Annotated in this window: 20 protein-coding genes; 11 read left to right on the top strand and 9 right to left on the bottom strand. The window is 63.0% G+C overall.

Annotated elements, in window-relative coordinates; translation table 11 throughout:
• The first annotated feature begins 5 nt into the window (after positions 1–5).
• The 5 genes from AWB82_RS07525 (at position 6) to AWB82_RS07505 (ending at position 4,980) form a co-directional block, all read left to right on the top strand.
• Positions 6–902, top strand: a complete 897-nt coding sequence (locus AWB82_RS07525; RefSeq protein WP_086966530.1) for an AAA family ATPase — start codon at positions 6–8, stop codon at positions 900–902.
• Positions 881–2,086 (top strand): vWA domain-containing protein, encoded by a 1,206-nt coding sequence (locus AWB82_RS07520; RefSeq protein WP_086966529.1) that lies wholly within the window; start codon positions 881–883, stop codon positions 2,084–2,086. Before AWB82_RS07525 ends, AWB82_RS07520 begins: the two co-directional genes overlap by 22 nt.
• Entirely contained in the window at positions 2,077–2,637 is a 561-nt protein-coding gene (locus AWB82_RS07515) for a CoxG family protein (protein WP_086966528.1), read from the top strand. Before AWB82_RS07520 ends, AWB82_RS07515 begins: the two co-directional genes overlap by 10 nt.
• Positions 2,610–3,629, top strand: coding sequence for an XdhC family protein (locus tag AWB82_RS07510; RefSeq protein ID WP_086966527.1), 1,020 nt, complete (start codon positions 2,610–2,612; stop codon positions 3,627–3,629). Before AWB82_RS07515 ends, AWB82_RS07510 begins: the two co-directional genes overlap by 28 nt.
• Positions 3,630–3,759: 130 nt before the next feature.
• Positions 3,760–4,980, top strand: coding sequence for a PepSY-associated TM helix domain-containing protein (locus AWB82_RS07505; RefSeq protein WP_086966526.1), 1,221 nt, complete (start codon positions 3,760–3,762; stop codon positions 4,978–4,980).
• A 29-nt stretch (positions 4,981–5,009) separates the two neighbouring features.
• Here the strand turns inward: AWB82_RS07505 and AWB82_RS07500 are convergent, their stop codons facing one another.
• The 3 genes from AWB82_RS07500 to AWB82_RS07490 form a co-directional block, all read right to left on the bottom strand.
• Positions 5,010–5,738: a PepSY-associated TM helix domain-containing protein gene (locus AWB82_RS07500; RefSeq protein ID WP_086966525.1), complete on the bottom strand. Its 729-nt coding sequence runs from the start codon at positions 5,736–5,738 to the stop codon at positions 5,010–5,012.
• Positions 5,739–5,915: 177 nt separating this feature from the next.
• Positions 5,916–6,947: a serine/threonine protein kinase gene (locus tag AWB82_RS07495; RefSeq protein ID WP_086966524.1), complete on the bottom strand. Its 1,032-nt coding sequence runs from the start codon at positions 6,945–6,947 to the stop codon at positions 5,916–5,918.
• A 45-nt stretch (positions 6,948–6,992) separates the two neighbouring features.
• Positions 6,993–7,205: a hypothetical protein gene (locus AWB82_RS07490; protein ID WP_086966523.1), complete on the bottom strand. Its 213-nt coding sequence runs from the start codon at positions 7,203–7,205 to the stop codon at positions 6,993–6,995.
• 323 nt (positions 7,206–7,528) lie between these two features.
• On the opposite strand from AWB82_RS07490, the gene AWB82_RS07485 reads away from it, so the two are divergent.
• Both AWB82_RS07485 and AWB82_RS07480 read left to right on the top strand, forming a co-directional pair.
• The gene (locus tag AWB82_RS07485) at positions 7,529–8,755 is read left to right on the top strand and encodes an MFS transporter (protein WP_086966522.1); all 1,227 of its coding nucleotides are present in this window, start codon (positions 7,529–7,531) and stop codon (positions 8,753–8,755) included.
• A gap of 238 nt (positions 8,756–8,993) precedes the next feature.
• Positions 8,994–9,179, top strand: a complete 186-nt coding sequence (locus AWB82_RS07480) for a hypothetical protein (RefSeq protein ID WP_062253475.1) — start codon at positions 8,994–8,996, stop codon at positions 9,177–9,179.
• A 37-nt stretch (positions 9,180–9,216) separates the two neighbouring features.
• On the opposite strand, the gene AWB82_RS07475 is transcribed toward AWB82_RS07480, so the two are convergent.
• Positions 9,217–9,921: a dienelactone hydrolase family protein gene (locus tag AWB82_RS07475; protein ID WP_086966521.1), complete on the bottom strand. Its 705-nt coding sequence runs from the start codon at positions 9,919–9,921 to the stop codon at positions 9,217–9,219.
• Positions 9,922–10,460: 539 nt separating this feature from the next.
• Here AWB82_RS07475 and AWB82_RS07470 point away from each other — a divergent pair.
• The gene (locus tag AWB82_RS07470; RefSeq protein ID WP_086966520.1) at positions 10,461–11,606 is read left to right on the top strand and encodes a branched-chain amino acid ABC transporter substrate-binding protein; all 1,146 of its coding nucleotides are present in this window, start codon (positions 10,461–10,463) and stop codon (positions 11,604–11,606) included.
• A 61-nt stretch (positions 11,607–11,667) separates the two neighbouring features.
• Here AWB82_RS07470 and AWB82_RS07465 read toward each other — a convergent pair whose 3' ends face one another.
• Positions 11,668–12,891: an MFS transporter gene (locus AWB82_RS07465; RefSeq protein WP_096031422.1), complete on the bottom strand. Its 1,224-nt coding sequence runs from the start codon at positions 12,889–12,891 to the stop codon at positions 11,668–11,670.
• Between the two features lie 156 nt (positions 12,892–13,047).
• On the opposite strand from AWB82_RS07465, the gene AWB82_RS07460 reads away from it, so the two are divergent.
• Together AWB82_RS07460 and AWB82_RS07455 are read left to right on the top strand one after the other, a co-directional pair.
• Positions 13,048–13,719, top strand: a complete 672-nt coding sequence (locus AWB82_RS07460) for a HugZ family pyridoxamine 5'-phosphate oxidase (protein ID WP_086966519.1) — start codon at positions 13,048–13,050, stop codon at positions 13,717–13,719.
• A gap of 366 nt (positions 13,720–14,085) precedes the next feature.
• The gene (locus AWB82_RS07455; RefSeq protein WP_086966518.1) at positions 14,086–14,388 is read left to right on the top strand and encodes an H-NS histone family protein; all 303 of its coding nucleotides are present in this window, start codon (positions 14,086–14,088) and stop codon (positions 14,386–14,388) included.
• 1,229 nt (positions 14,389–15,617) lie between these two features.
• On the opposite strand, the gene AWB82_RS07445 is transcribed toward AWB82_RS07455, so the two are convergent.
• The 3 genes from AWB82_RS07445 to AWB82_RS07435 form a co-directional block, all read right to left on the bottom strand.
• Positions 15,618–16,076 (bottom strand): Lrp/AsnC family transcriptional regulator, encoded by a 459-nt coding sequence (locus AWB82_RS07445; RefSeq protein ID WP_008352298.1) that lies wholly within the window; start codon positions 16,074–16,076, stop codon positions 15,618–15,620.
• A 105-nt stretch (positions 16,077–16,181) separates the two neighbouring features.
• On the bottom strand, positions 16,182–16,808 hold the full coding sequence (locus AWB82_RS07440) for a 3'-5' exonuclease family protein (RefSeq protein ID WP_086966516.1): 627 nt from the start codon (positions 16,806–16,808) through the stop codon (positions 16,182–16,184).
• On the bottom strand, positions 16,805–17,461 hold the full coding sequence (locus tag AWB82_RS07435; RefSeq protein ID WP_086966637.1) for an MBL fold metallo-hydrolase: 657 nt from the start codon (positions 17,459–17,461) through the stop codon (positions 16,805–16,807). The genes AWB82_RS07440 and AWB82_RS07435 overlap by 4 nt, the downstream gene beginning before the upstream one ends.
• A gap of 664 nt (positions 17,462–18,125) precedes the next feature.
• Here AWB82_RS07435 and AWB82_RS07430 point away from each other — a divergent pair.
• Positions 18,126–18,734: a septal ring lytic transglycosylase RlpA family protein gene (locus tag AWB82_RS07430; RefSeq protein ID WP_086966515.1), complete on the top strand. Its 609-nt coding sequence runs from the start codon at positions 18,126–18,128 to the stop codon at positions 18,732–18,734.
• Positions 18,735–18,788: 54 nt separating this feature from the next.
• On the opposite strand, the gene rsmI is transcribed toward AWB82_RS07430, so the two are convergent.
• Positions 18,789–19,697: a 16S rRNA (cytidine(1402)-2'-O)-methyltransferase gene (rsmI, locus tag AWB82_RS07425; protein WP_086966636.1), complete on the bottom strand. Its 909-nt coding sequence runs from the start codon at positions 19,695–19,697 to the stop codon at positions 18,789–18,791.
• Positions 19,698–19,734 lie beyond the last annotated feature (37 nt).

Genomic DNA, 19,734 nt, shown 5'->3' with positions numbered 1-19,734 from the left:
TCGCGATGCCGGACGACGCGCCGCAATCCATCGACGAAACGCTCGCGCGTCTGCGCGAGCATCAGTACTTCGCGAATCGCGAACTCGCGACGGCGCTCTTTCTCGCGTTGAAAATGCAGCGGCCGCTGTTTCTCGAAGGCGAGCCGGGCGTGGGCAAGACGGAACTCGCGAAGGCGGCGGCGGGAATGTGCGGCACGACGTTGTTGCGACTGCAATGCTACGAAGGACTCGATACCGCGAGCGCGCTGTACGAGTGGGACTATCCGCGGCAGATCATGGCGCTGCGCCTCGCGGAGGCGTCGGGTGAAACGCCGTCGAACGATTCGCTGTATCGCAGCGAGTTCCTGCTGAAGCGTCCGCTGCTTCAGGCGTTGCTGCCCGATCCCGCGAATCCCGACGCGCGCCGCGTGTTGCTGATCGACGAAATCGATCGCGCCGACGAGCCGTTCGAAGCGTTCCTGCTCGAACTGCTGTCGGACTTTCAGGTGTCGATTCCGGAGTACGGCACGGTGCGCGCCGCGCGGCCGCCGCTCGTCGTGATGACGTCGAACCGCACGCGCGAAGTCCACGATGCGTTGAAGCGCCGATGTCTTTATCAGTGGATCGGCTATCCGGCGCGTGATGTCGAACTGGCGATCGTCGCGGCGCGCGCGCCGGAAGCGGGGCAGGCGTTGCAGCAGCGCGCCGTCGCGTTCGTGCATGAACTGCGCACGCTGGATCTGTTCAAGGCGCCGGGCGTGGCGGAGACGATCGATTGGTGCCGCGCGCTCGCAGCGTTGTCGGTGACGGAACTCGATCCGCAATCGGTGCAAAACACGCTCGGCGTGCTGCTCAAATATCAGGACGATCTCGCGCGCATGGACGCCGGCACGCTCGCGCAATGTCTCTCGGCCACGCCATGACGATGGAACCGTTCGCGCGCAACGTCGTGCATTTCGTGAGGCTCCTGCGCGGCGCGGGGCTTGGCATGTCGCCGGCGCACGCGGTCGATGCGCTCGATGCGCTGCGCTTCGTCGATCTGAATCGCCGCGACGATGTGCGCGCGACGCTCGCGTGCCTGCTCGTCCACGCAAGCGACGAGCGCGAAATCTTCGATGCCGCGTTCGATCTTTTCTGGCGCGATCCCGACTGGGAAGGCAAACTGCGCGCGCTGTTGCTGCCGAAGGTGAAGAGCGGCATGCCGCCGCCCAGACGCAACAACCGTCTCGCCGATGCGTTGGCGACGCGCGCGGCGGCATCGTCGAAAGCGCAGGCGGCGGAATCGAAGCCGGAAGAGGCGCACGCGCGCATCACGTTCAGCGCGCAGGAACGCCTGAGCCATCGCGATTTCGACACGCTCAGTGCCGACGAATGGCGCACGCTGCGGCATCAGATTCGCGCGCACCGCATGCCGCTCGCCACCGAACCGACGCGCAGGCTGAAGGCGGCCTCGCGCGGCACGCACGCCGATCTGAAAGCGAGCGCGCGTCATGCGGTGCGCTCGGGCGGCGACTGGACCGTGTGGAAGTATCGCGCGGCGGTCGAGCGCCGGCCGCCGCTGGTATTGCTGCTCGATATTTCCGGATCGATGAGCGCCTATTCGCGCGCCGTGCTCTACTTCTGCCACGCGCTTTTGCAATCGCGCGAGCGTCTGCAAGTTTTCTTGTTCGGCACGCGACTGACGAACGCAACGCGCGCCTTGCGCGAACGCGATCCCGATGTCGCGATCGCCGCGCTCGGACAGAGCGTGGCGGACTGGTCGGGCGGCACGCGCATCGGCGCGACGCTCGCTGAGTTCAATCGGCGCTGGGCGCGGCGCGTGCTGGCCGGTCGTGCAACGGTGCTGCTCGTCACCGACGGCCTCGATCACGAAGCCATCGATGTGCTCGATGCCGAGATGCAAAGGCTCAAGCGCTTCGCGCATCGGCTCGTGTGGCTCAATCCGCTGTTGCGCTTCGCCGATTTCACGCCGCGCGCGCGAGGCGTGCGCGCGATCCTTCCCCACGTCGATGCGATGCTCGCGGCACATAATCTCGACAGCCTTGGCGCTGTGGGAGCCGAACTGGCTGCGCTGTCACGGCACAAAGGAGACACGAAATGGAACTGACCGAAACTCACACGTTGCCCGTGCCGCAGGCGCGCGCGTGGGAAGCGCTGAACGACACGTCGATCCTGAAGCTCTGCATCCCCGGCTGCGACAGCATCGACGCCGATGGCGAGAACGCGTACAACGTCGCGATGACGGCGGCGGTCGGTCCGGTGAAGGCGCGTTTCAAGGGCAGAATGGAACTCACGAATATCGACGCCCCGCATACTTACACGATCGTGTTCGAAGGACAGGGCGGCGCGGCCGGCTTCAGCAAGGGCAGCGCGACCGTGAATCTCGAACCCGGCGACGAAGCCGACACGACGAAGCTCAGCTACACCGCGAACGCGCAGGTGGGCGGCAAGCTCGCGCAAATCGGCTCGCGGCTCGTCGACGGCGCGGCGCGTAAGATCGCGGGAGAATTCTTCAAGCGATTCGGTGCGCAGTTGCAAGGCGGGCAGGAATCGCAGGATGTGGCCGCCGGGGACGAAAGCGGCGGGGAAGGGCAGGAAGCACAGGAAGCGAAGGAAAAGGGAAAGAAATCATGGACAGCGTGGATCTCGAAGTCCTGAAGAACAGCGCGCGATGGCTCGAAGAGGGACATCGCGTGCTGCTCGTGACGGTCGTGAAAACGTGGGGCTCGTCGCCGAGACCCGAAGGCGCGATGCTTGCCGTGCGTGACGATGGGCACGTCGTCGGCTCGGTGTCGGGCGGCTGCATCGAGGACGATCTCATCGATCGCGTGCGGCAGCGGGGCATCGAGCAGACGAAGCCGGAAGCGGTGAAGTACGGCATCAGCGCGGAAGAGGCGCATCGCTTCGGCTTGCCGTGCGGCGGCACGATTCAACTCGTGCTGGAGCCTTTGACGATGGCGAGCGGCATCGCCGAACTGTGCGCGGCGGTGGAAAGCGGCAGGCTCGTCGCGCGCACGCTCGACATGGCGACCGGCCGCGCGCACCTCGAACCGGCGCAGGCCACCGACGGCGTCCTCTTCGACGACGACCGGCTCCTGACGATTCACGGTCCGCGCTATCGCATGCTGGTGATCGGCGCGGGGCAATTGTCGCGCTATCTGTGCAATATCGCGGTTGGGCTGGATTATCAGGTGACCGTGTGCGATCCGCGCGAGGAATACACCGAGGAGTGGAACGTGCCGGGCACGACGATCGTGCGAACCATGCCGGACGACACGGTAATGGACATGAAACTCGACGAGCGCTGCGCGGTGATCGCCCTCACGCACGATCCCAAGCTCGACGATCTCGCGCTGATGGAAGCGTTGAAAACGCCCGCGTTCTACGTCGGCGCGCTGGGTTCGCGGCGCAACAACGCGGCGCGGCGCGAGCGCTTGAAGGAGTTCGATCTCAGCGAGGCCGAACTCGCGCGGCTGCATGGGCCGGTGGGCATTTATATCGGCAGCAGGACGCCGCCGGAAATCGCGGTGTCGATTCTCGCCGAAGTGACGGCGGCGAAGAACGGCGTGTCGCTGCCCGAACTGTTGCAGGTCGAAGGCGCGAAAGCGGCGCGCGAGGTGGCGGGAAAGGGCGAAGCCTGCGGCGTCTGAATTTATTACAAAAAGCTGACGAGACGCGGTCTGCGCGGACGTCGGATCTATATAATAATCGTTCTCATTTGCGCGGGCGGTCTAGTCGGCGCAAAGCCGTTTTCCTCTTTCAGCCCAACGTTTTCATCGAATGCCTGGCAAGTTTCTGACCGGCGATGACCGGCGCGCAGCCGCTCGCGCCGAAGCATCGCCTGATTCACGCTCTTCCGCGAACAAACGTCACAAGGGCCAGCGCGCGTTTCGCGCGTGGTCGATCGTGCATCGCTGGACGAGCCTCGTGTGCACGGCGTTCATGTTGCTGCTGTGTCTGACCGGCTTGCCGCTCGTGTTCGGCCACGAGCTGGACATCCTCACCGGCGACGCGATCGAAGCGCCCGCGCTGCCCGCATCGCAGGCGAATGCGCGCGCGAGCTACGACGCGGTGCTGCGCGCGGCGCTGAACGAGCATCCCGACCACGTGCCGCAATACATGATCTGGGAGCCGGACGATCCGCTTCAGCCCATCGTCGTCACCGCGCCCGAGGCGGACACGCCGCCCGACGATACGCTCAGCACGACCGTCGATGCACGCACAGCGCGGCCGCTCGGCATGCCGCCGGGCAAAGGCTCGCTCAAGTTCGTGCTGCTGAAGTTGCACGTCGACATGTTCGCCGGACTTTTCGGCAAGCTCTTTCTCGGCGCGATGGGCGTCGTGTTTCTCGCGGCGATCGTGTCGGGCGTCGTCGTGTATCTGCCGTTCTGGCGCAAAGTCGGGCTGGGGCGTGTGCGTCTGAAGAAGAAGCGGCGCATCGTGTGGCTCGACTGGCATAACGCCATCGGCATGTTGACGCTCGCGTGGGCGCTCCTCGTCGGCGTGACGGGCTCGATCAACACGCTCGCCGATCTCATGCTCGACGCGTGGCGCAGCGATCAGCTCGCGCAGATGGTCGCGCCGTATCGGGGAAAGCCGCCGGTCGTCGTGCGCGCTTCCATCGACGCTGCCGTGAACACCGCGCAACGCGTCGCGCCGGACATGATTCCATCGTTCGTCGCGTTTCCGGGGACGCGCTTTGCAAGCCCGCATCACTATGCCGTGTGGATGCGTGGCGACGGCATTCTCACGAGCCGGATCATGCGGCCCGTGCTCGTCGATGCATCGACGGGTGCGCTCACGGATTCACGCGAACTGCCGTGGTATCTGAAAGTGCTGCTCGGCTCGCAGCCGCTGCATTTCGGCGATTTCGGAGGGATGCCGCTGAAGATTTTCTGGGCCGCGTTCGACGTGCTGACGATCGTCGTGCTCGGGAGCGGGCTTTATCTGTGGCTGACGCGGCATAACCCGCGCAAGGGAAAGGCGAAGCGGGCCGCGTGACCGGCGGCCCGGCGTTCATTGCCCGGCGCTCAGATCAACCCGCAAACGATCGCCGCAATCAGCGACGCAGCCACGATCACCACGCCCGCCGTGCGCTTCTTGTTCAGCTCGGTCCACAGCAGCACGCCCGTGAGCGACAGCAGGATGATGCTGCCCGCGAACGTATCGATGAGCAGCACCCAGCCCACGCTCAGGCCGACGCCCTTGTGCAGGTTGGTCATCATCGCGAGGAAGGTGTTTTCGGTGCGCTTCACCGACACGAAGTTGTTGCCGACCCAATACTCCGCCATCACGCTGCCGCCCGGCGATGCCACCGTCACCGACCATTGCTCCGGCTGCATCGCGCTCTTGTCGCCCCAGCCGACCGGATGCGCCGGCTCTTTGCGCGCGCGTCCGAGATTTCCTTCGATCTTCAGTTCCTTCTTCAGCCACGCGCCCATGTCGCGCGGCGTTTTGAAGCCTTCGGCGGGCAGCGGCATTTGCATTTGCGAAACCTGCGGCTCGCCGGTCGAGATGCGCAGCGGCGGCGCGCGGTGATTCAGCAGAAAACCCGTCGTGCCGAACAGCAAGCCCAGCAGCGCGCCCCATAAACCGACCCAGCCATGCACTTTGCGCAGCCACTTCAAAAAAGTCGAGCGGCGCGAGCGATTTTTGCGGACAAACTGCTCGGCATCGTCGATAAGGCGCCCGTGCGGACGGTAATGCGTCGGGCCGCTCGTCGCGGACGGCGGCGTATTGAGGGTTTCAGGCGCGTTCACGCGTCTCTCCAGAATTGGGGCGTTGGCAGGCAAAGCCGCGCCCCGATCGGCTAGACGCGAGCAGGTGCGCGGCGATCGGTGAAACGCGAGCAAATGAGAATTGTTATCATTACACGCCCGAAAGCGCTTTTCAACGCTTTGCGATTACCTGACAGCCCGGGAATGTCACAAAAAATTTCAGACGGGCCAGAGCGGGCCTTCCTGCATCGCGCCGACTTGTTCGCGTAATTCGAGGATGCGGTCTTCCCAGTAGCGTTGCGTGTTGAACCACGGAAAGGCGGCGGGGAACGCGGGATCGTTCCAGCGGCGCGCGAGCCACGCCGAATAGTGAATCAGCCGCAGCGTGCGCAGCGCTTCGACCAGATGCAATTCGCGCGGATCGAAATCGCAGAAATCTTCGTATCCGGCGAGCAGATCGGTTAGCGCGCGCGATGCATCGGCGCGGCCGGCGGGCAGCAGCAGCCACAAGTCCTGAATCGCCGGGGCCATGCGGCTATCGTCGAAATCGACGAAATGCGGACCCGCGTCGGTCCACAACACGTTGCTCGGATGGCAGTCGCCATGCAGACGCAAATGCCGCACGTCGCCCGCGCGCTCGAAGCATTGCGCGACGCCATCGAGCGCCATCGTCACGACGGTTTCCCACGCTTCGCGCACGTTGGCGGGAATGAAGCCGTGCGTCAGCAGAAACTCGCGCGGCTCGTAGCCGAAGGTTTCGATGTCGAGCGTCGGCCGTTCGCGATATGGCTCGACCGCGCCCACGGCGTGAATCCGTCCGATGAAGCGCCCGAGCCATTCGAGCGTGTCGCTGCGATCGAGATCGGGCGCGCGTCCGCCACGCCGCTCGAAGATGGAAAAGCGATAGCCGTCGAATTCGTGCAGCGTCGCGCCTTCGAGCACGCGCGCCGGCACCGCCGGAATCTCGCACGCGACGAGGCTCGCGACGAACGCGTGCTCTTCGAGGATCGCCGCATTCGACCAGCGTTTCGGCCGATAGAACTTCGCGACGACCGGCGGGCCGTCCTCGACGCCCACCTGATAGACGCGGTTTTCGTAGCTGTTGAGCGGCAGCAGGCGGCCGTCGGTGCGCGCGCCCGTGGGCATCAACACGCTGTCGAGCGCATCGAGCACGCACTCGGGCGTGAGGCCGGAGAAGGGCGGCGCGTCGTCGGCGGGCGCGCCCTGGGAATCGGGATGAATTGAGTTCATCCCGGCATTGTGCCGCAATGACGCGCGTTGCTTGCGCGTCGCTTCTCAGTGCACGACCGTGTTGGACGGGCGCACGACATCGCCCGTATCGATCAGGTCTGTGAGAAAGAACGGCTCCGTGTTGAGCAGTTTGGTCACGCCGGGCTCGCCCTCGTACCAGGCGACCATCGCCATGTCGCCGAGAATGCGCATGACGATGCCGCGCGCGCCCTGAGGCACGGCAATATGGACGGAGCGGACAATCGAACCGATTTGCATGATGAATCCCCGTTTCAGCGCCGGCTGGGAATGAAACGCCGGTCATATGTTTCACCAAGCACCAAGCTTTTCACGGCCCGTGCACCAGACAATCGCCGCGTCTTTGTTGCGGGAAGCGCGGCACGCGCGGCTTTCATGAACGATTGTGCTCTTACTTTAGCGCATCGCGACGCGTCGGCGCGACGCGATTCGCCTCGTTGTGTTGCCGATCGCAGACGACTGGCTGTAATTACTGGAGATCGTCGCGGGAATGCGTCTGTCGTATCAGGCAAAACTCTGGTTATCGGCGTATCGTTGAAGGTTTTTCAGCGGAGACTTCATTCGTGGATGCCAGTGCAAACCAGCCCGCCGACGCCGCGCCGTATCTCGAACGCGGCTCGCGTGCTTACTGGCGCGCTTCGCTTGCGTTGCTGTTCGCCGGTTATGCGACCTTTTCGTTGCTGTATTGCGTGCAGCCGTTGCTTCCCGAGTTCACGAAGGCGTTCGGCGTCAGTCCGGCCGTCAGCGCGCTCGCGGTTTCGGTGAGCACGGCGGCGCTCGCGATCGCGATTTTCATCGCGGGATTCGCCTCGGAAAGCTGGAGCCGCCACAGGCTGATGACGCTTTCGCTGCTTGCTTCGTCGGTGCTCACGGTGATCGCCGCCGTGCTCCCGGACTGGCACGCGCTGCTCGTCGTGCGCGCGCTCGAAGGCTTCGCGCTCGGCGGCGTGCCTGCGGTCGCGATGGCGTATCTTGCGGAGGAAGTGCATCCGGAAGGGCTCGGCCTCGCGATGGGCCTATATGTCGGCGGGACGGCCATCGGCGGCATGGCCGGGCGTGTGATCAGCGGGATTCTCGCGGATCTCTTCGGCTGGCGCGTCGCGATTGCCGGAATCGGATTGCTGGGCTTGCTCGCCACGCTCGCTTTCCGTTCGCTGCTGCCGCCGTCGCGACGCTTCAGGCCAAGGCGCGGCGTCGGGTTCGCGCATCATCGGCGCTCGCTTGCCGGGCATCTGCGGCATCGCGGTTTGCCGTTTCTGTTCCTCATCGGCTTCGTGCTGATGGGCAGCTTCGTCACGCTCTATAACTACGTCGGATATCGGCTGCTGGGCGCGCCGTTTCAACTGAATCAGACGCAGATCGGGGCGATCTTCACCGTGTATCTGACGGGCGTTGTTGCGTCGCCGTGGTCCGGCAAAATGGCCGATGTCTTCGGGCGCGGCCGCGTGCTGATCGCGAGTCTCGTCCTGATGATGTTCGGCATTGCGCTGACCTTGTCGAACACGCTCTCGGTGATCATCGCGGGAATCGCGTGCCTCACGTTCGGCTTCTTCGCGGGCCACTCGGTTGCGAGCGGCTGGGTCGGGCGGCTAGCAAGCCAGGCGAAAGGGCAGGCGGCCGCGCTTTATCTGCTCGCGTATTACGTCGGATCGAGTTTGATCGGATCGTACGGCGGACACTTCTGGACCGCGTTCGGATGGAAGGGCGTCGCCGGGCTGATCGGCGCGCTGCTGCTCGTCGGACTGGCGGGCGCCGTGTATCTCGACCGGCGCGAGCGCGGTGTTGCATGAGAAATGCATGAGAAATCGAAAGCCGACTGAAATAAGACGAAACTAAGGGTTTTTCCGCGTTCGCTTAAAAGAAAGCGCGCGTAAGCGCTTGTCGCGTAAGGGTTTCGTACATCGTCGTGGTGTCGCGTCGCACGAAGTTCGGCCGACGCCTTCGGTGGCGCCGCCTATACTCGAATCGTCGATGCAGCTTTTCGGCAGGCGACCATGAAGCCAGAAGCAGGACGAAGGGAGACGCACCATGACGACGTACTTCACGATCGGCGACTTCATACTGATCATCCCGATGGCGCTGGCTGGCGCGCTGTTCCTCGGGGCCATTCCCTGCGCGACGCACTTCAAGAACAACGCACTGCGCGTGTTCGGCGCATTGCTGGGCGTGCTTGCCGCCTTTCTGCTCGTCGAAGGATTGCCCGCGCTGATATAGCAAGCGCGCTCGTCGGCGCGCTCGCCAGAGACTTCTCTTACAGATGCGCGCCGAGGAAGGTCAGCGTGCGTCCGTGCGCGAGCGCCGACCCCTTCGCGTTATACGACGCGCGATCGCCGCAGTTGAAACCGTGATCGGCTTGCGCGTAGACATACAGTTCTGAATCCTTGCGGCCCGCGAACTTCTGGCGCACGGCATCCACCGCGTCGACGGGAATGTGCGCGTCGAGTTCGCCGTAGTGGAATTGCATCGGCACCTTGACCTGATCGGCCTTGTCGAGCGCGTTCTGAATGCCGCCGCCGTAATAGGCGACCGCCGCATCCACCGAACCTTCAGCCGCCGCGAGATACGCGAGCCGGCCACCGAAGCAGTAGCCGATCGCGGCAACCTTGCCCGTCACTTCGGGCAGCGCGCGCAGCGCCTTGGCCGCTGCGCCGACGTCGGCCACGGCGGCGTCGAGCTTCGTCTTTTGCAGCAGTTCCATCGCCTTTTCGCGATCCGCGCCTTCGTAGCCCAGTTCGACGCGCGGTTGCGTGCGCCAGAAGACATCGGGCGCGAGAGCGATGTAGCCATCGGCGGCGTATTGATCGGCGACGCTGCGAATGTGGCCGTTCACGCCGAAGATCTCCTGCAGGATGATCACGGCGGGTCCGGCGCCCGTCTTGGGCAGCGCGAGGTAGCCCTGGAAGCTGTCGCCATCGGCCGGAATGTCGATCCAGCGGGAAGTCGTGGAAACGGTCACGTCAAACTCCTTGTATTGGTGAGAACGCAGGCGTGTGAGTTTGCCAGCTTTCCCTTTCAGTCGCCCTGAAGGTCCGCGCACCGCTGGCACACGCTTTGACGCGCGGCGGGTTTTTAGAGGCGCCGATCTAAACATTCGCTAAAAGCCGGGCTTTAAAAAACAGGTTAATTGCCGGCGGGCAGAGATTATCGGCGCGCGCCCGCCGAACTTGATGCATGGCCAAACCTTTGCGCGCCGATCTCGCGCAAACCCGCATGTACAGGGCGTCTTCACGCGAACACCACCACAAACGGAAGCGCATCACAACTGGCCGCTAATTGGTAGTGACACCACTATCTTAAAAAACTTCCCTAAATTAATTTGACAACCCTACACTTGCGCGCAGTGCGGATGGCGGCCGCCACGAACGGCCTGCCGGAAGGACTTGCCAAGTGCATGACGATGCATCCGGCGTGGTCGTCCACGGGACTGAGCGATCGTGATGAAAGACGGGGCACAGGGCGATTACGTTGTTTTTGGGACCGAAACTGGAGACTTACATGAACACCAAGCTTCACAAACTGTTGCCGATCAGCGCCGCAGCCGTGCTCTTCGCTACGTTGGCAACGTCCGCAGCAGCCGACCAGGTCGTCAAGATCGGTCACGTCGCTCCGCTGACCGGCGGCATTGCTCACCTGGGCAAGGATAACGAAAACGGCGCGCGGCTCGCAGTCGAAGAGATCAACGCGAAGGGTCTGACGATCAACGGCCAGAAGGTCACGCTCGAACTCGACGCGCAAGACGACGCGGCCGACCCGCGCACCGCGACGCAAGTTGCGCAAAAGCTGGTCGACGACAAGGTCGTTGGCGTCGTCGGTCACTTGAACTCCGGCACGTCCATCCCGGCGTCGAAGATTTATAGCGACGCGGGCATCGTGCAGATTTCCCCGTCGGCAACGAACCCGACCTACACGCAGCAAGGTTTCAAGACGACGTATCGCGTCGTCGCGACCGATGCGCAGCAAGGTCCGGCGCTCGCCAACTACGCCGCGAAGAACCTGAAGGTGAAGAGCGTCGCCGTGGTGGACGACTCGACCGCTTACGGCCAGGGTCTTGCGAACGAGTTCGAGAAGACCGCCAAGTCGCTCGGCATGAAGGTCATCTCGCACGACGCGACCAACGACAAGGCCGTGGACTTCCGCGCGATTCTGACGAAGATCAAGGGTGAGAACCCCGACGCCGTGATGTACGGCGGCATGGACGCGACCGGCGGCCCGTTCGCCAAGCAAGCCAAGCAGCTCGGCCTGCGCGCGAAGGTTCTGGCGGGCGACGGCGTCTGTACTGAAAAGCTGTCGGATCTGGCCGGCGATGCGACCGACAACGTCGTGTGCTCGGAAGCGGGTATGGCGCTGGAGAAGATGGACGGCGGCAAGGCGTTCGCGGACAAGTTCCAGAAGCGTTTCGGCCAGCCGATCCAGATCTACGCGCCGTTCACGTATGACGCGGTGTACATCATCGTCGACGCGATGAAGCGCGCCAACTCGACCGATCCGGCGAAGATCGTCGCAGCGATGCCGAACACGGACTACAAGGGCGTGATCGGCGAGACGACCTTCGATTCGAAGGGCGACCTGAAGCACGGCGTGATCTCGCTCTACAACTACAAGGGCGGCAAGAAGACCCTGCTCGACGTCGTGAAGATGTAATTTCCTTCGGACTCTCCGAAGTCCAGAGAAGCGCGCGGTTCCGAAAGGGCCGCGCGCTTTTTCATATCTTCCAGCGCCGGAGAATGCGCGGGCCGATCACGGTGATGATCAGGCAGCACGCGGCAACGACGCATAGGCCGATCGGCAGATTGCTGATCTGCGCGACGCCGCCGATCAGCACCGGCCCGAGCAGCAGGCCGAAGTACGCGAGACCCGCGACCTGCGCAAGCCCTTCCGCGGGCGTGACGCCTTCCACGCGCGCCGCCGCGGCGAACAGCACCGGCATCATGTTCGCGAGGCCGAGGCCCATTAGCGTGAAGCCGGTCATCGTGACGATGGTGTTGGGGAACACGAGCGCCATCAGCATGCCGATGAACGCGAGCCCCGCGCTACCGAAGATCAGTTGCGGCGCACCGAAACGCGCGCGCACCGCGTCGCCGCCGAAGCGGCCCGCCGCCATGCCGCCCGAGAACGCGGCATAGGCGGCGCTCGATACCGACGGCGTGGCCTCGACGATGTCGCGCATATAGACGGTGGCCCAGTCGTACATCGCGCCTTCCGCGATCAGCGCGATGAGCGCGAGGCCGCCGAGCGCCCATAGCGCGCCCGAACGCCAGCGATTCGACGACGACGCCTTAGCGTGCTCGTCGTGATGCGGAACGTGCGGCAGCACGGCGGGCATCGACACGAGCAGGACGAGGAGGCTCACGCCGGAAGCCAGCGCCAGATGCGCGGCGGGCGCGAGTCCGTGCGCGAGCAGCGCGCCGCCCGCGGCCGCGCCCGCCATGCCGCCGATGCTGAACATGCCGTGCAGCGACGACATGATCGGCTGCCCCAGGGCTTGCTCGACGGCACTGGCCTCGGCGTTCATCGCGACGTCGAGCGTCGCCATGCCGAAACCGAAAATCGCGAGCACGACGAGCAGCATCCAGAAATAAGGTGTGACGAGGATCAGCGCGCCGCAGATCATCATCGTGATGCCGCCCGCCATGCATGCGGCGCGCGTGCCGGCGCGCGCGATCCACGATCCGGCCGTGAGCATCGCGAAGATCGAGCCGACCGCGACCGCGAGTAGCGCGAACGAGAGCATGCCGGGACTGAGTGCGAACTTGTCGCGCACGGTCGGCACGTGCACGCCCCACGACGCGTACATCATGCCCGCGATGAAGAAGACGGCCATCGTCGCGTAGCGTGCGTGTACGCGCGTGGCGTGCGGGAGGCCGCGATGCAGCGCGAGCGTCGGATTGGAGGCGCAGGCGGCGGAGGCAGTGGTCGAATCGGACACGAATAAAACCGTTCTTTGAAGTTGCGCGGGATGCGAGGGCAACCGGACATGCTGCCATCGCACGCGAAGGTTTTCGATTCTATCGAACGGCCAGGCGACGCGCTCGCACCTGCTGCATTAACATCGTCCGACCATTCACGACTGCACGAGGCAAGGATGAACATTCCGTCGCAAGCGCCGCTGCATCTGCTGCATCGCGTCTCGGAAGGCACGCTCGCCACGCATTCGCGCGAGCCGCGCGGCTTTCCCTATCCGACGGCGCTGCCGTTCGCGCCCACCGCGCGCCATCTGCCGATGTTGCTCATCAGCCATCTTGCCGAGCACACGCGCAATCTTCACGCCGATGCGCGCGCCGGCTTTCTGGTTGCGCATGCCGCGGACGGCGGCGTGCTGGAAGGCCAGCGCCTCACGATGCTCGGCAGTTTCGCGCCCGCCGCGCCGGAAGAGAGCGGCGAACTCGCGCGGCGCTATTTGCGCTATCACCCGAATGCGGCGCGTTATCTGGAACTCGGCGATTTCTCTTTCTGGGTGATGTCGCTGGAACGCATGCGGTATATCGGCGGATTCGGCGCGATGGGATGGCTCGCCGGCGAAGAACTCGATTCGCTGCGGCCGCTTTCGGCGGAGGACGAATCATCGCTGTGCAAATATTTCGATGCTTACCCGGGCCGGCCGGAGAATCTCCGATTATTGGGGATAGACCGGCACGGGTGCGATTTCCTTCTCGCCGGTACTCGCAATCGTTTTACATTCGATTACCCAAAACTGACGAAGGAGCATTTGAAGGCCGCGCTAATCGATTGTTTCGAGCGGCAAGACAGGATTTGAACGAGATAAATCCGAATCGTTGCGGCCCGATTTAGCCCGCGACGGGGCGTGTAGCCAAATAAACGGTAGCAAGTTGTCATCCGATGAAATTTTCCTGCCGATTCGATTGTCTTGTTTTCATCCGATGCCATCACCGATGCTTGAACCGATGTTTGAGCCGATGCTTCCGTCGGATCGATGAAGGCCGCAACCTTCTGAGCTTTCGGCAGATGTTACGAGGAAAATTGCTAAAGTTTTATTAGGTGGCAATTCGCACATGCCGCGTTATTGAGAACTGTGTTAATCTGCGTGCCAGTCCGAGGCTATACCGATAACTGAAAGCGAGCGCACTGATTCGCAAGTCAGCAAACCACTTAGGGAATTGCCATGCCTTCATACAAGGAACTCCTCGCTCAACGCGAGTCTCTCGAACGTCAGATTGAAGAAGCGAAGTCGCGCGAATACGCCGAAGTGCTTAATGAGATCAAGCAGAAAATGGCGGATTATGGCATCACGCTTCAGGAGCTCGCCGGCGGCCGGGGTGCAAAAGGCGCGAAAGCCGCGCGTAGCCGTTCTGGCGTGGCGCCGAAGTATCGCGACCCGGAAAGCGGCAGCACGTGGTCGGGCCGCGGGAAGCCGCCAAAGTGGATTGCCGGACAAGATCGGGATAATTTTCTGATCGGCAAGTAAGTCCGAGCTAAATGATGCGTTCAAAGAGCCGCGTTTCACGACGCGGCTTTTTTATTTCCGACGTCCGGTGAACGGTGGCACGGTCGCTTTTTTGCGAGCAGGGCGTGTGCGTTGGTCGGTGATTTGCGGGAATTACGTTTGATGTTCGAATGCGCCGCGAGGTGCTGGCCGATAAAACGTCGAAGTATGAAGGTCGAGATAAATTACATGTCGCTTTCGATGGCGCGGTGTGGAAAAGCGGATGTAGTTCCAGAATCCGCTGCGAGAGCATCGCGCTAAACAGCCGGCTTCGCTCCATCTGCCGAGACTCATTGCCGATGGCGTTCATTCGATCGGGACTATCGTTCGGAATTCATGGTGCTCATTGCGAAAAAGCACGCAAGCGCTGCACTTGACGCCGACCATAACTAAGACCATCGCCGTTGTGAAGGCGTATTGTTATTTTCCTCGGCGGATTGCGGGTGATGGGGCGCTGTCGTTGCCGAGATGTTGTGAAGCGCGGGCACTGGCACAGTCAACCTTCAGAATATTTCGCGGTAAAGGTCGGAGCGATGGCAGTCGCGATATTCGCGCGCGTTTCCAAGGATGGGCTTTCTCGTTATATCGTCCGCGCGCGGAAGGAGTGCGCTTCGCGACGCGGGTTGGAAACGCGTGGCATGCATCGATCGGATGCGGCTTCTACGTCGGTTGTCGCGCTCAGGATTATCGGCAGCGTGGCGGGATTTGGAATTCTGGCGCAGATAGCGGCCTGCGCTTGTCCCGTTTTTCGATTGTAAAAGGGGTGTTCAGTCGGGAGGCATAGAGCGCTCGATCAAACGACTGCCGACGATTTGCGCGCTATTTTTCGTCAGTGCGGCCGGCGTGCGCGAAGTCCATGAACTGCGCACGGGCAAAAATGGGCGACCTCACAATCGTCGATGCCCATGTTCGCGTCGAAAGGCTCGTATCGGTTCCGGAAGGTCATTGCATTGCAGATCGGCGCGAGCGAACGCGCTGACCAAACACGATAGCCGTTGCATCCGAGCGTGAGCGACGCGTTTGCGCAACCCGATCTTTCGGTCGAGACATTGAACCTCGATGTCATGCCGCCCGCGCAAGGCGCAACGCACACGACCGCGAAACTCAAGGCGAACGATTCGATGCGCTCCGACGCAAAGGTCGAAGCGCGTGAGATTCGCGCCCCCGCGACGCCGAAGCACCGCCCCGACACGTCGCCCTCAACGCGCCCGTCAGAGCGGCAGTTGCGTGTCGAACTTGATTTCGCGCAGCACGACGCTCGTCCGCACCTGCGCGACGGCAGGAATCTTGAAGATGCGATCGTGGAGAAACGCGTCGTAGGCCTTGATATCGGGCGCGACGATCTTGAGGATGTAATCGGATTCGCCGGTCGTGCTGTAGCACTCGGTGACTTCCGGGCAGGTGGCGATCTCGCGCTCGAACTGCTCGACGCCGCCTTCGGTGTGCCGCGTCAGATGGATATGCGCGAGCGCGCAGACATGAAGGCCGAGCTTTTCGCGATCGAGCAGCGCGGTATAGCGCTGAATGACGCCCGATTGCTCCATGTCCTTGATGCGACGCCAGCACGGCGTGCTCGACAAGCCGACCTGGTCGGAGATTTCCTGAACGGAGCGACGTGCGTCCAGCTGCAGGAGACGCAAGATTTTTTGTGAGAATGTATCGAGAGTCAACTGCGCCTCCGTTCGGTCGCGAATTGACTCTAATAGTAGAGGCGCCGGAAAAGAAACGCAATGCAAATGCGGCTGCACTGAGGGAGTTTCCCTAACGCATTGGCCTCATGGCGCGGTTTTACCTTCACTCTCGTCGCCGGATTCGCTCGATAGCTGGGCCAGCTTTGCCTGCGAGATCCGAAGGTCCGCGAGCATGTTGCAAAAGAGTGCGCCTTGCTCGATCGCGTCGTCGAGCGCGACGTGCGTGTGCGGCAACTCGTCGAACCAGTGTTTGGGCAGACGCGGCTTGATCGCCTTGCGATACGGCAGACCGGTCATCGCGAAGGCGAGCGTCTTGATGTCGAGCGCCGACCACGAGAACGGGCAACGCTCGGCAAAACGCATCATGTACCAGAACATATGAGTGAAGTCGAAGCCCGCCGGATACGCGACGAACACAGGTTTGCCGGGCAACGCTTCCACCCATTCGACATAAGCCGGCAGCGCGATCTCGGGTTTCTGCAGGTCCTTGCGGCATGCGGCCCACGCGTCGGGCTGCGTTTTCCACCAGGCCGCCTGAACCGGATGCGCCGTCGCGCCCTCAAGCGTTTCGAGATTCGCCGAGAAAGTGCCGATGAGCTGCTTGTCGGCGGTATAGGCCGCGGACGCGAAGCTCAGCATCGAATGCGGTCCGGGAATCGGGCCATCGGCCTCGACGTCGGTGCTGACGTAGATTTCGGGAATTGCGTTCACGCTGTCGTACCCGCTGTCGCGTCATCACGCACGAAAGGATTGCTGCGCCGTTCCTCGCCGAATGTCGATGTCGGCCCGTGGCCAGGCACGAAGGTGACATCGTCGCCGAGCGGCCAGAGCTTTTCGCGGATCGAGCGAATGAGTTCGGCGTGATTGCCGCGCGGGAAATCGGTTCGGCCGATCGACCCCGCGAACAGCACGTCGCCGACGAACGCAAGCTTGTGTTCTCGGCTGAAGAATATGACGTGACCCGGCGTGTGGCCCGGGCAGAAATACACTTCCATCGATTCATTGCCGAACTGCACGGTGTCGCCGTCGGCGAGCCAGCGTTCCGGCGTGAACGCCTCCGCATCCGAAAAGCCGAAGCGCTGAGTCTGCGCGGCCAACTGATCGATCCAGAAGGCATCTTCCCGATGCGGTCCTTCTATTTGTACGGCGTAGTGGTCCGCGAGCGCCTTTGCGCCGCCGCAATGATCGAGATGGCCATGCGTCAGAAGAATCTTGTCGACGACCACGCCCTGTCGCTCGACTTCCGCGATGATGCGTTCGATGTCGCCGCCCGGATCCACGATGGCGGCGCGTTGGGTCGCTTCGCAGATCACGATCGAACAGTTCTGCTGAAAGGGCGTCACGGGAACGAGAATGACTTTCATATGACTGACGTCGGTGAACGCAGGGCTGTAAAAACGTTCATTGTACCGGTGCCACAACCTGTGCGACGGCGCCGAAACGGACACTCGAAATGCTCAAAAAACCGGCAATTCTTACGCTCATAGCGAAAATCAATGACGATTCGCGGGGTCCGGCGAGCCGAACCCCTTTTTTTTTGTATAATGCCTCTACTTGTGCATGGATCAAACCATGCCGTCAATAGACGAAGGCGAAAACGCTAGTGCGTTTTTACAATCGTCGTCAGTTCGCTGTTGGGGGCCAAAAGCCTCGCAATTGCAATTCAAGCACCTCCAGTAGGTGCACACGTCTTGTCCGGCCAGACGCCGCGCGTCTGCCAGATGGCTTTTGCAGCCATCGCGCCGGATGGGGCCTACGCCGCCGTTCCTGCGCTGACATGGTTTCACCAGCGCACGAATGTGATGCCACGTTCGATGGCGGCTTGTGGGGTCTGGTCAGGCTGCCGGGGACAGGTTGCGCCAGACGTGAACAATAACCGGGCGTTTGCGGCACGAGTGCGCCGCATCCGAGCACAGTTCACCGTTCGCTTGATCGAACGGCGTTCTGCTTTGCACGGCAAAGCCTCGAGTAGCGTGCGCGCGCCGACTGGCGCAGCGCGGCTGCTCCTTTTTTCGTTGAAATATATCTATGAACGCTCGATTTATTCGACATGTGGGGAGCCTGCTAGCAGTTGGCGTGCTGGCGGGATGCGCCGCGCCGGGTTCGGGCGATGTCGCGTCCAATCCTCAGAACACAAATTCACTCAGCACGAGCAATGCCCGCCCGGCGGCGCCGCTCGCGTTCGATTCGCACCTCTCCGCCCTGCCTGCCGAGAAGCCGGCTCAACCGGCACAGTCGCTCTCTGACGCCGAGCCGATCACTACCGGCCCGAACGCCGGCAGCTTCGAGCAGAAGGGCAAGGCTTCGTGGTACGGCCGCATGTTCCATGGTCGCAAGACCGCGAGCGGCGAGAAGTTCAACATGAACGCCATGACCGCGGCGCACCGCACGTTGCCGCTCGCTTCGTGGGTGCGCGTGACGAACGAATCCAACAACAAGACTGTGGTCGTGAAGATCAACGATCGCGGGCCTTATGTGCACGGACGCGTGATCGACCTCTCGTACGCAGCCGCGGCGGTGCTCGGCATGCGCGGCGCGGGCACGCAGAAGGTGAAGATCGAAGGTCTCACGCAGCAGCAAGCGCGTGTGGCGCGCGAAGAGCAGGCTCAGGCGCTCGCCGACGACAGCGTGAACTGATTTCGCCTCGCGCCTTGCAGAACCCCGACGGGCCGTCTCGCGACGGCCCGTTTTTCATTCTTCTTCGCTTACGTCACTTGCGTCGCTTACGTCGCGCTTGGCAAGCTTGAGCGCGCGTTCATACAGCGCATTGCGCGATGCGCCCGTCAACGTCGCCGCGATGCGCGCCGCGCTCTTCACCGACAGCTCTTCCAGCAGCGTCGCGAGCAGCGCATCGTGGGCGTCGTCGGCGTCTTGCGCTTCGGGCGCGCCTTCCACCACCAGCACGAATTCCCCGCGCTGACGATTCGCATCGGCTTCGAGCCACGTTGGCCCTTCGGCCAGGGTGCAGCGATGCAAGCTCTCATGTAACTTCGTCAGTTCACGGGCGATCAGGAGTTGCCGTTCGCCGCCGAACGCTTCGCCGAGCGCGCGCGTCGTATCGACGATGCGATGCGGTGCCTCGTAGAACACCAGCGCCATCGGATGATTCGCGAGCGCGCGCAATTGCGTGGCGCGCTGTTTCGCCTTCGTCGGCAGGAAACCGATGAACGAGAAGCCGCTCACCCACGCGCCCGCCGCGCTCAACGCGGTCGTGAGCGCGCTTGCGCCGGGCAGCGGAACGACGGGCAGCCCCGCCTCGCGCACGGCGTCGACGAGGCGCGCGCCGGGATCGGAAATGCCGGGCGTGCCGGCGTCGGATACGCACGCGATGCGCTCGCCGTTTCTGAGATGCTCGATCACGCGTTCGGCGGCGCTGCGTTCGTTGTGCTCGTGCACGGCGATCGACGGCTTCGAGATGCCGTAGCGCGCGAGCAGTTGCGAGGTGTTGCGCGTGTCTTCGGCGGCGATGCGATCCGCGAGGCCGAGCACGTAAAGCGCGCGCACGGTGATATCCGCCGCATTGCCGATCGGCGTCGCGACGACATAGAGCGCGCCTGTCGGATAGTTCTGCCCAGCGGCGAGTTCGGAGATCTGAAGCATGAGCGCGGGCGTCCAGGGAAAGGACGTCATTTTGCCA

It is taken from the genome of Caballeronia glebae (assembly GCF_001545035.1).
GTDB lineage: Bacteria > Pseudomonadota > Gammaproteobacteria > Burkholderiales > Burkholderiaceae > Caballeronia > Caballeronia glebae.
This window is presented reverse-complemented; position numbering and strand designations above follow the sequence as displayed.

What these genes read in the sequence shown, in the direction of transcription:
- rsmI (WP_086966636.1), bottom strand. Translation starts at nt 19,697, where the DNA reads ATGCTTCAGATCTCCGAACTCGCCGCTGGGCAGAACTATCCGACAGGC.
- AWB82_RS07520 (WP_086966529.1), top strand. Translation starts at nt 881, where the DNA reads ATGTCTCTCGGCCACGCCATGACGATGGAACCGTTCGCGCGCAACGTC.
- AWB82_RS07430 (WP_086966515.1), top strand. Translation starts at nt 18,126, where the DNA reads ATGAACGCTCGATTTATTCGACATGTGGGGAGCCTGCTAGCAGTTGGC.
- AWB82_RS07515 (WP_086966528.1), top strand. Translation starts at nt 2,077, where the DNA reads ATGGAACTGACCGAAACTCACACGTTGCCCGTGCCGCAGGCGCGCGCG.
- AWB82_RS07490 (WP_086966523.1), bottom strand. Translation starts at nt 7,205, where the DNA reads ATGCAAATCGGTTCGATTGTCCGCTCCGTCCATATTGCCGTGCCTCAG.
- AWB82_RS07455 (WP_086966518.1), top strand. Translation starts at nt 14,086, where the DNA reads ATGCCTTCATACAAGGAACTCCTCGCTCAACGCGAGTCTCTCGAACGT.
- AWB82_RS07505 (WP_086966526.1), top strand. Translation starts at nt 3,760, where the DNA reads ATGCCTGGCAAGTTTCTGACCGGCGATGACCGGCGCGCAGCCGCTCGC.
- AWB82_RS07495 (WP_086966524.1), bottom strand. Translation starts at nt 6,947, where the DNA reads ATGAACTCAATTCATCCCGATTCCCAGGGCGCGCCCGCCGACGACGCG.
- AWB82_RS07480 (WP_062253475.1), top strand. Translation starts at nt 8,994, where the DNA reads ATGACGACGTACTTCACGATCGGCGACTTCATACTGATCATCCCGATG.
- AWB82_RS07435 (WP_086966637.1), bottom strand. Translation starts at nt 17,461, where the DNA reads ATGAAAGTCATTCTCGTTCCCGTGACGCCCTTTCAGCAGAACTGTTCG.
- AWB82_RS07470 (WP_086966520.1), top strand. Translation starts at nt 10,461, where the DNA reads ATGAACACCAAGCTTCACAAACTGTTGCCGATCAGCGCCGCAGCCGTG.
- AWB82_RS07510 (WP_086966527.1), top strand. Translation starts at nt 2,610, where the DNA reads ATGGACAGCGTGGATCTCGAAGTCCTGAAGAACAGCGCGCGATGGCTC.
- AWB82_RS07525 (WP_086966530.1), top strand. Translation starts at nt 6, where the DNA reads ATGCCGGACGACGCGCCGCAATCCATCGACGAAACGCTCGCGCGTCTG.
- AWB82_RS07460 (WP_086966519.1), top strand. Translation starts at nt 13,048, where the DNA reads ATGAACATTCCGTCGCAAGCGCCGCTGCATCTGCTGCATCGCGTCTCG.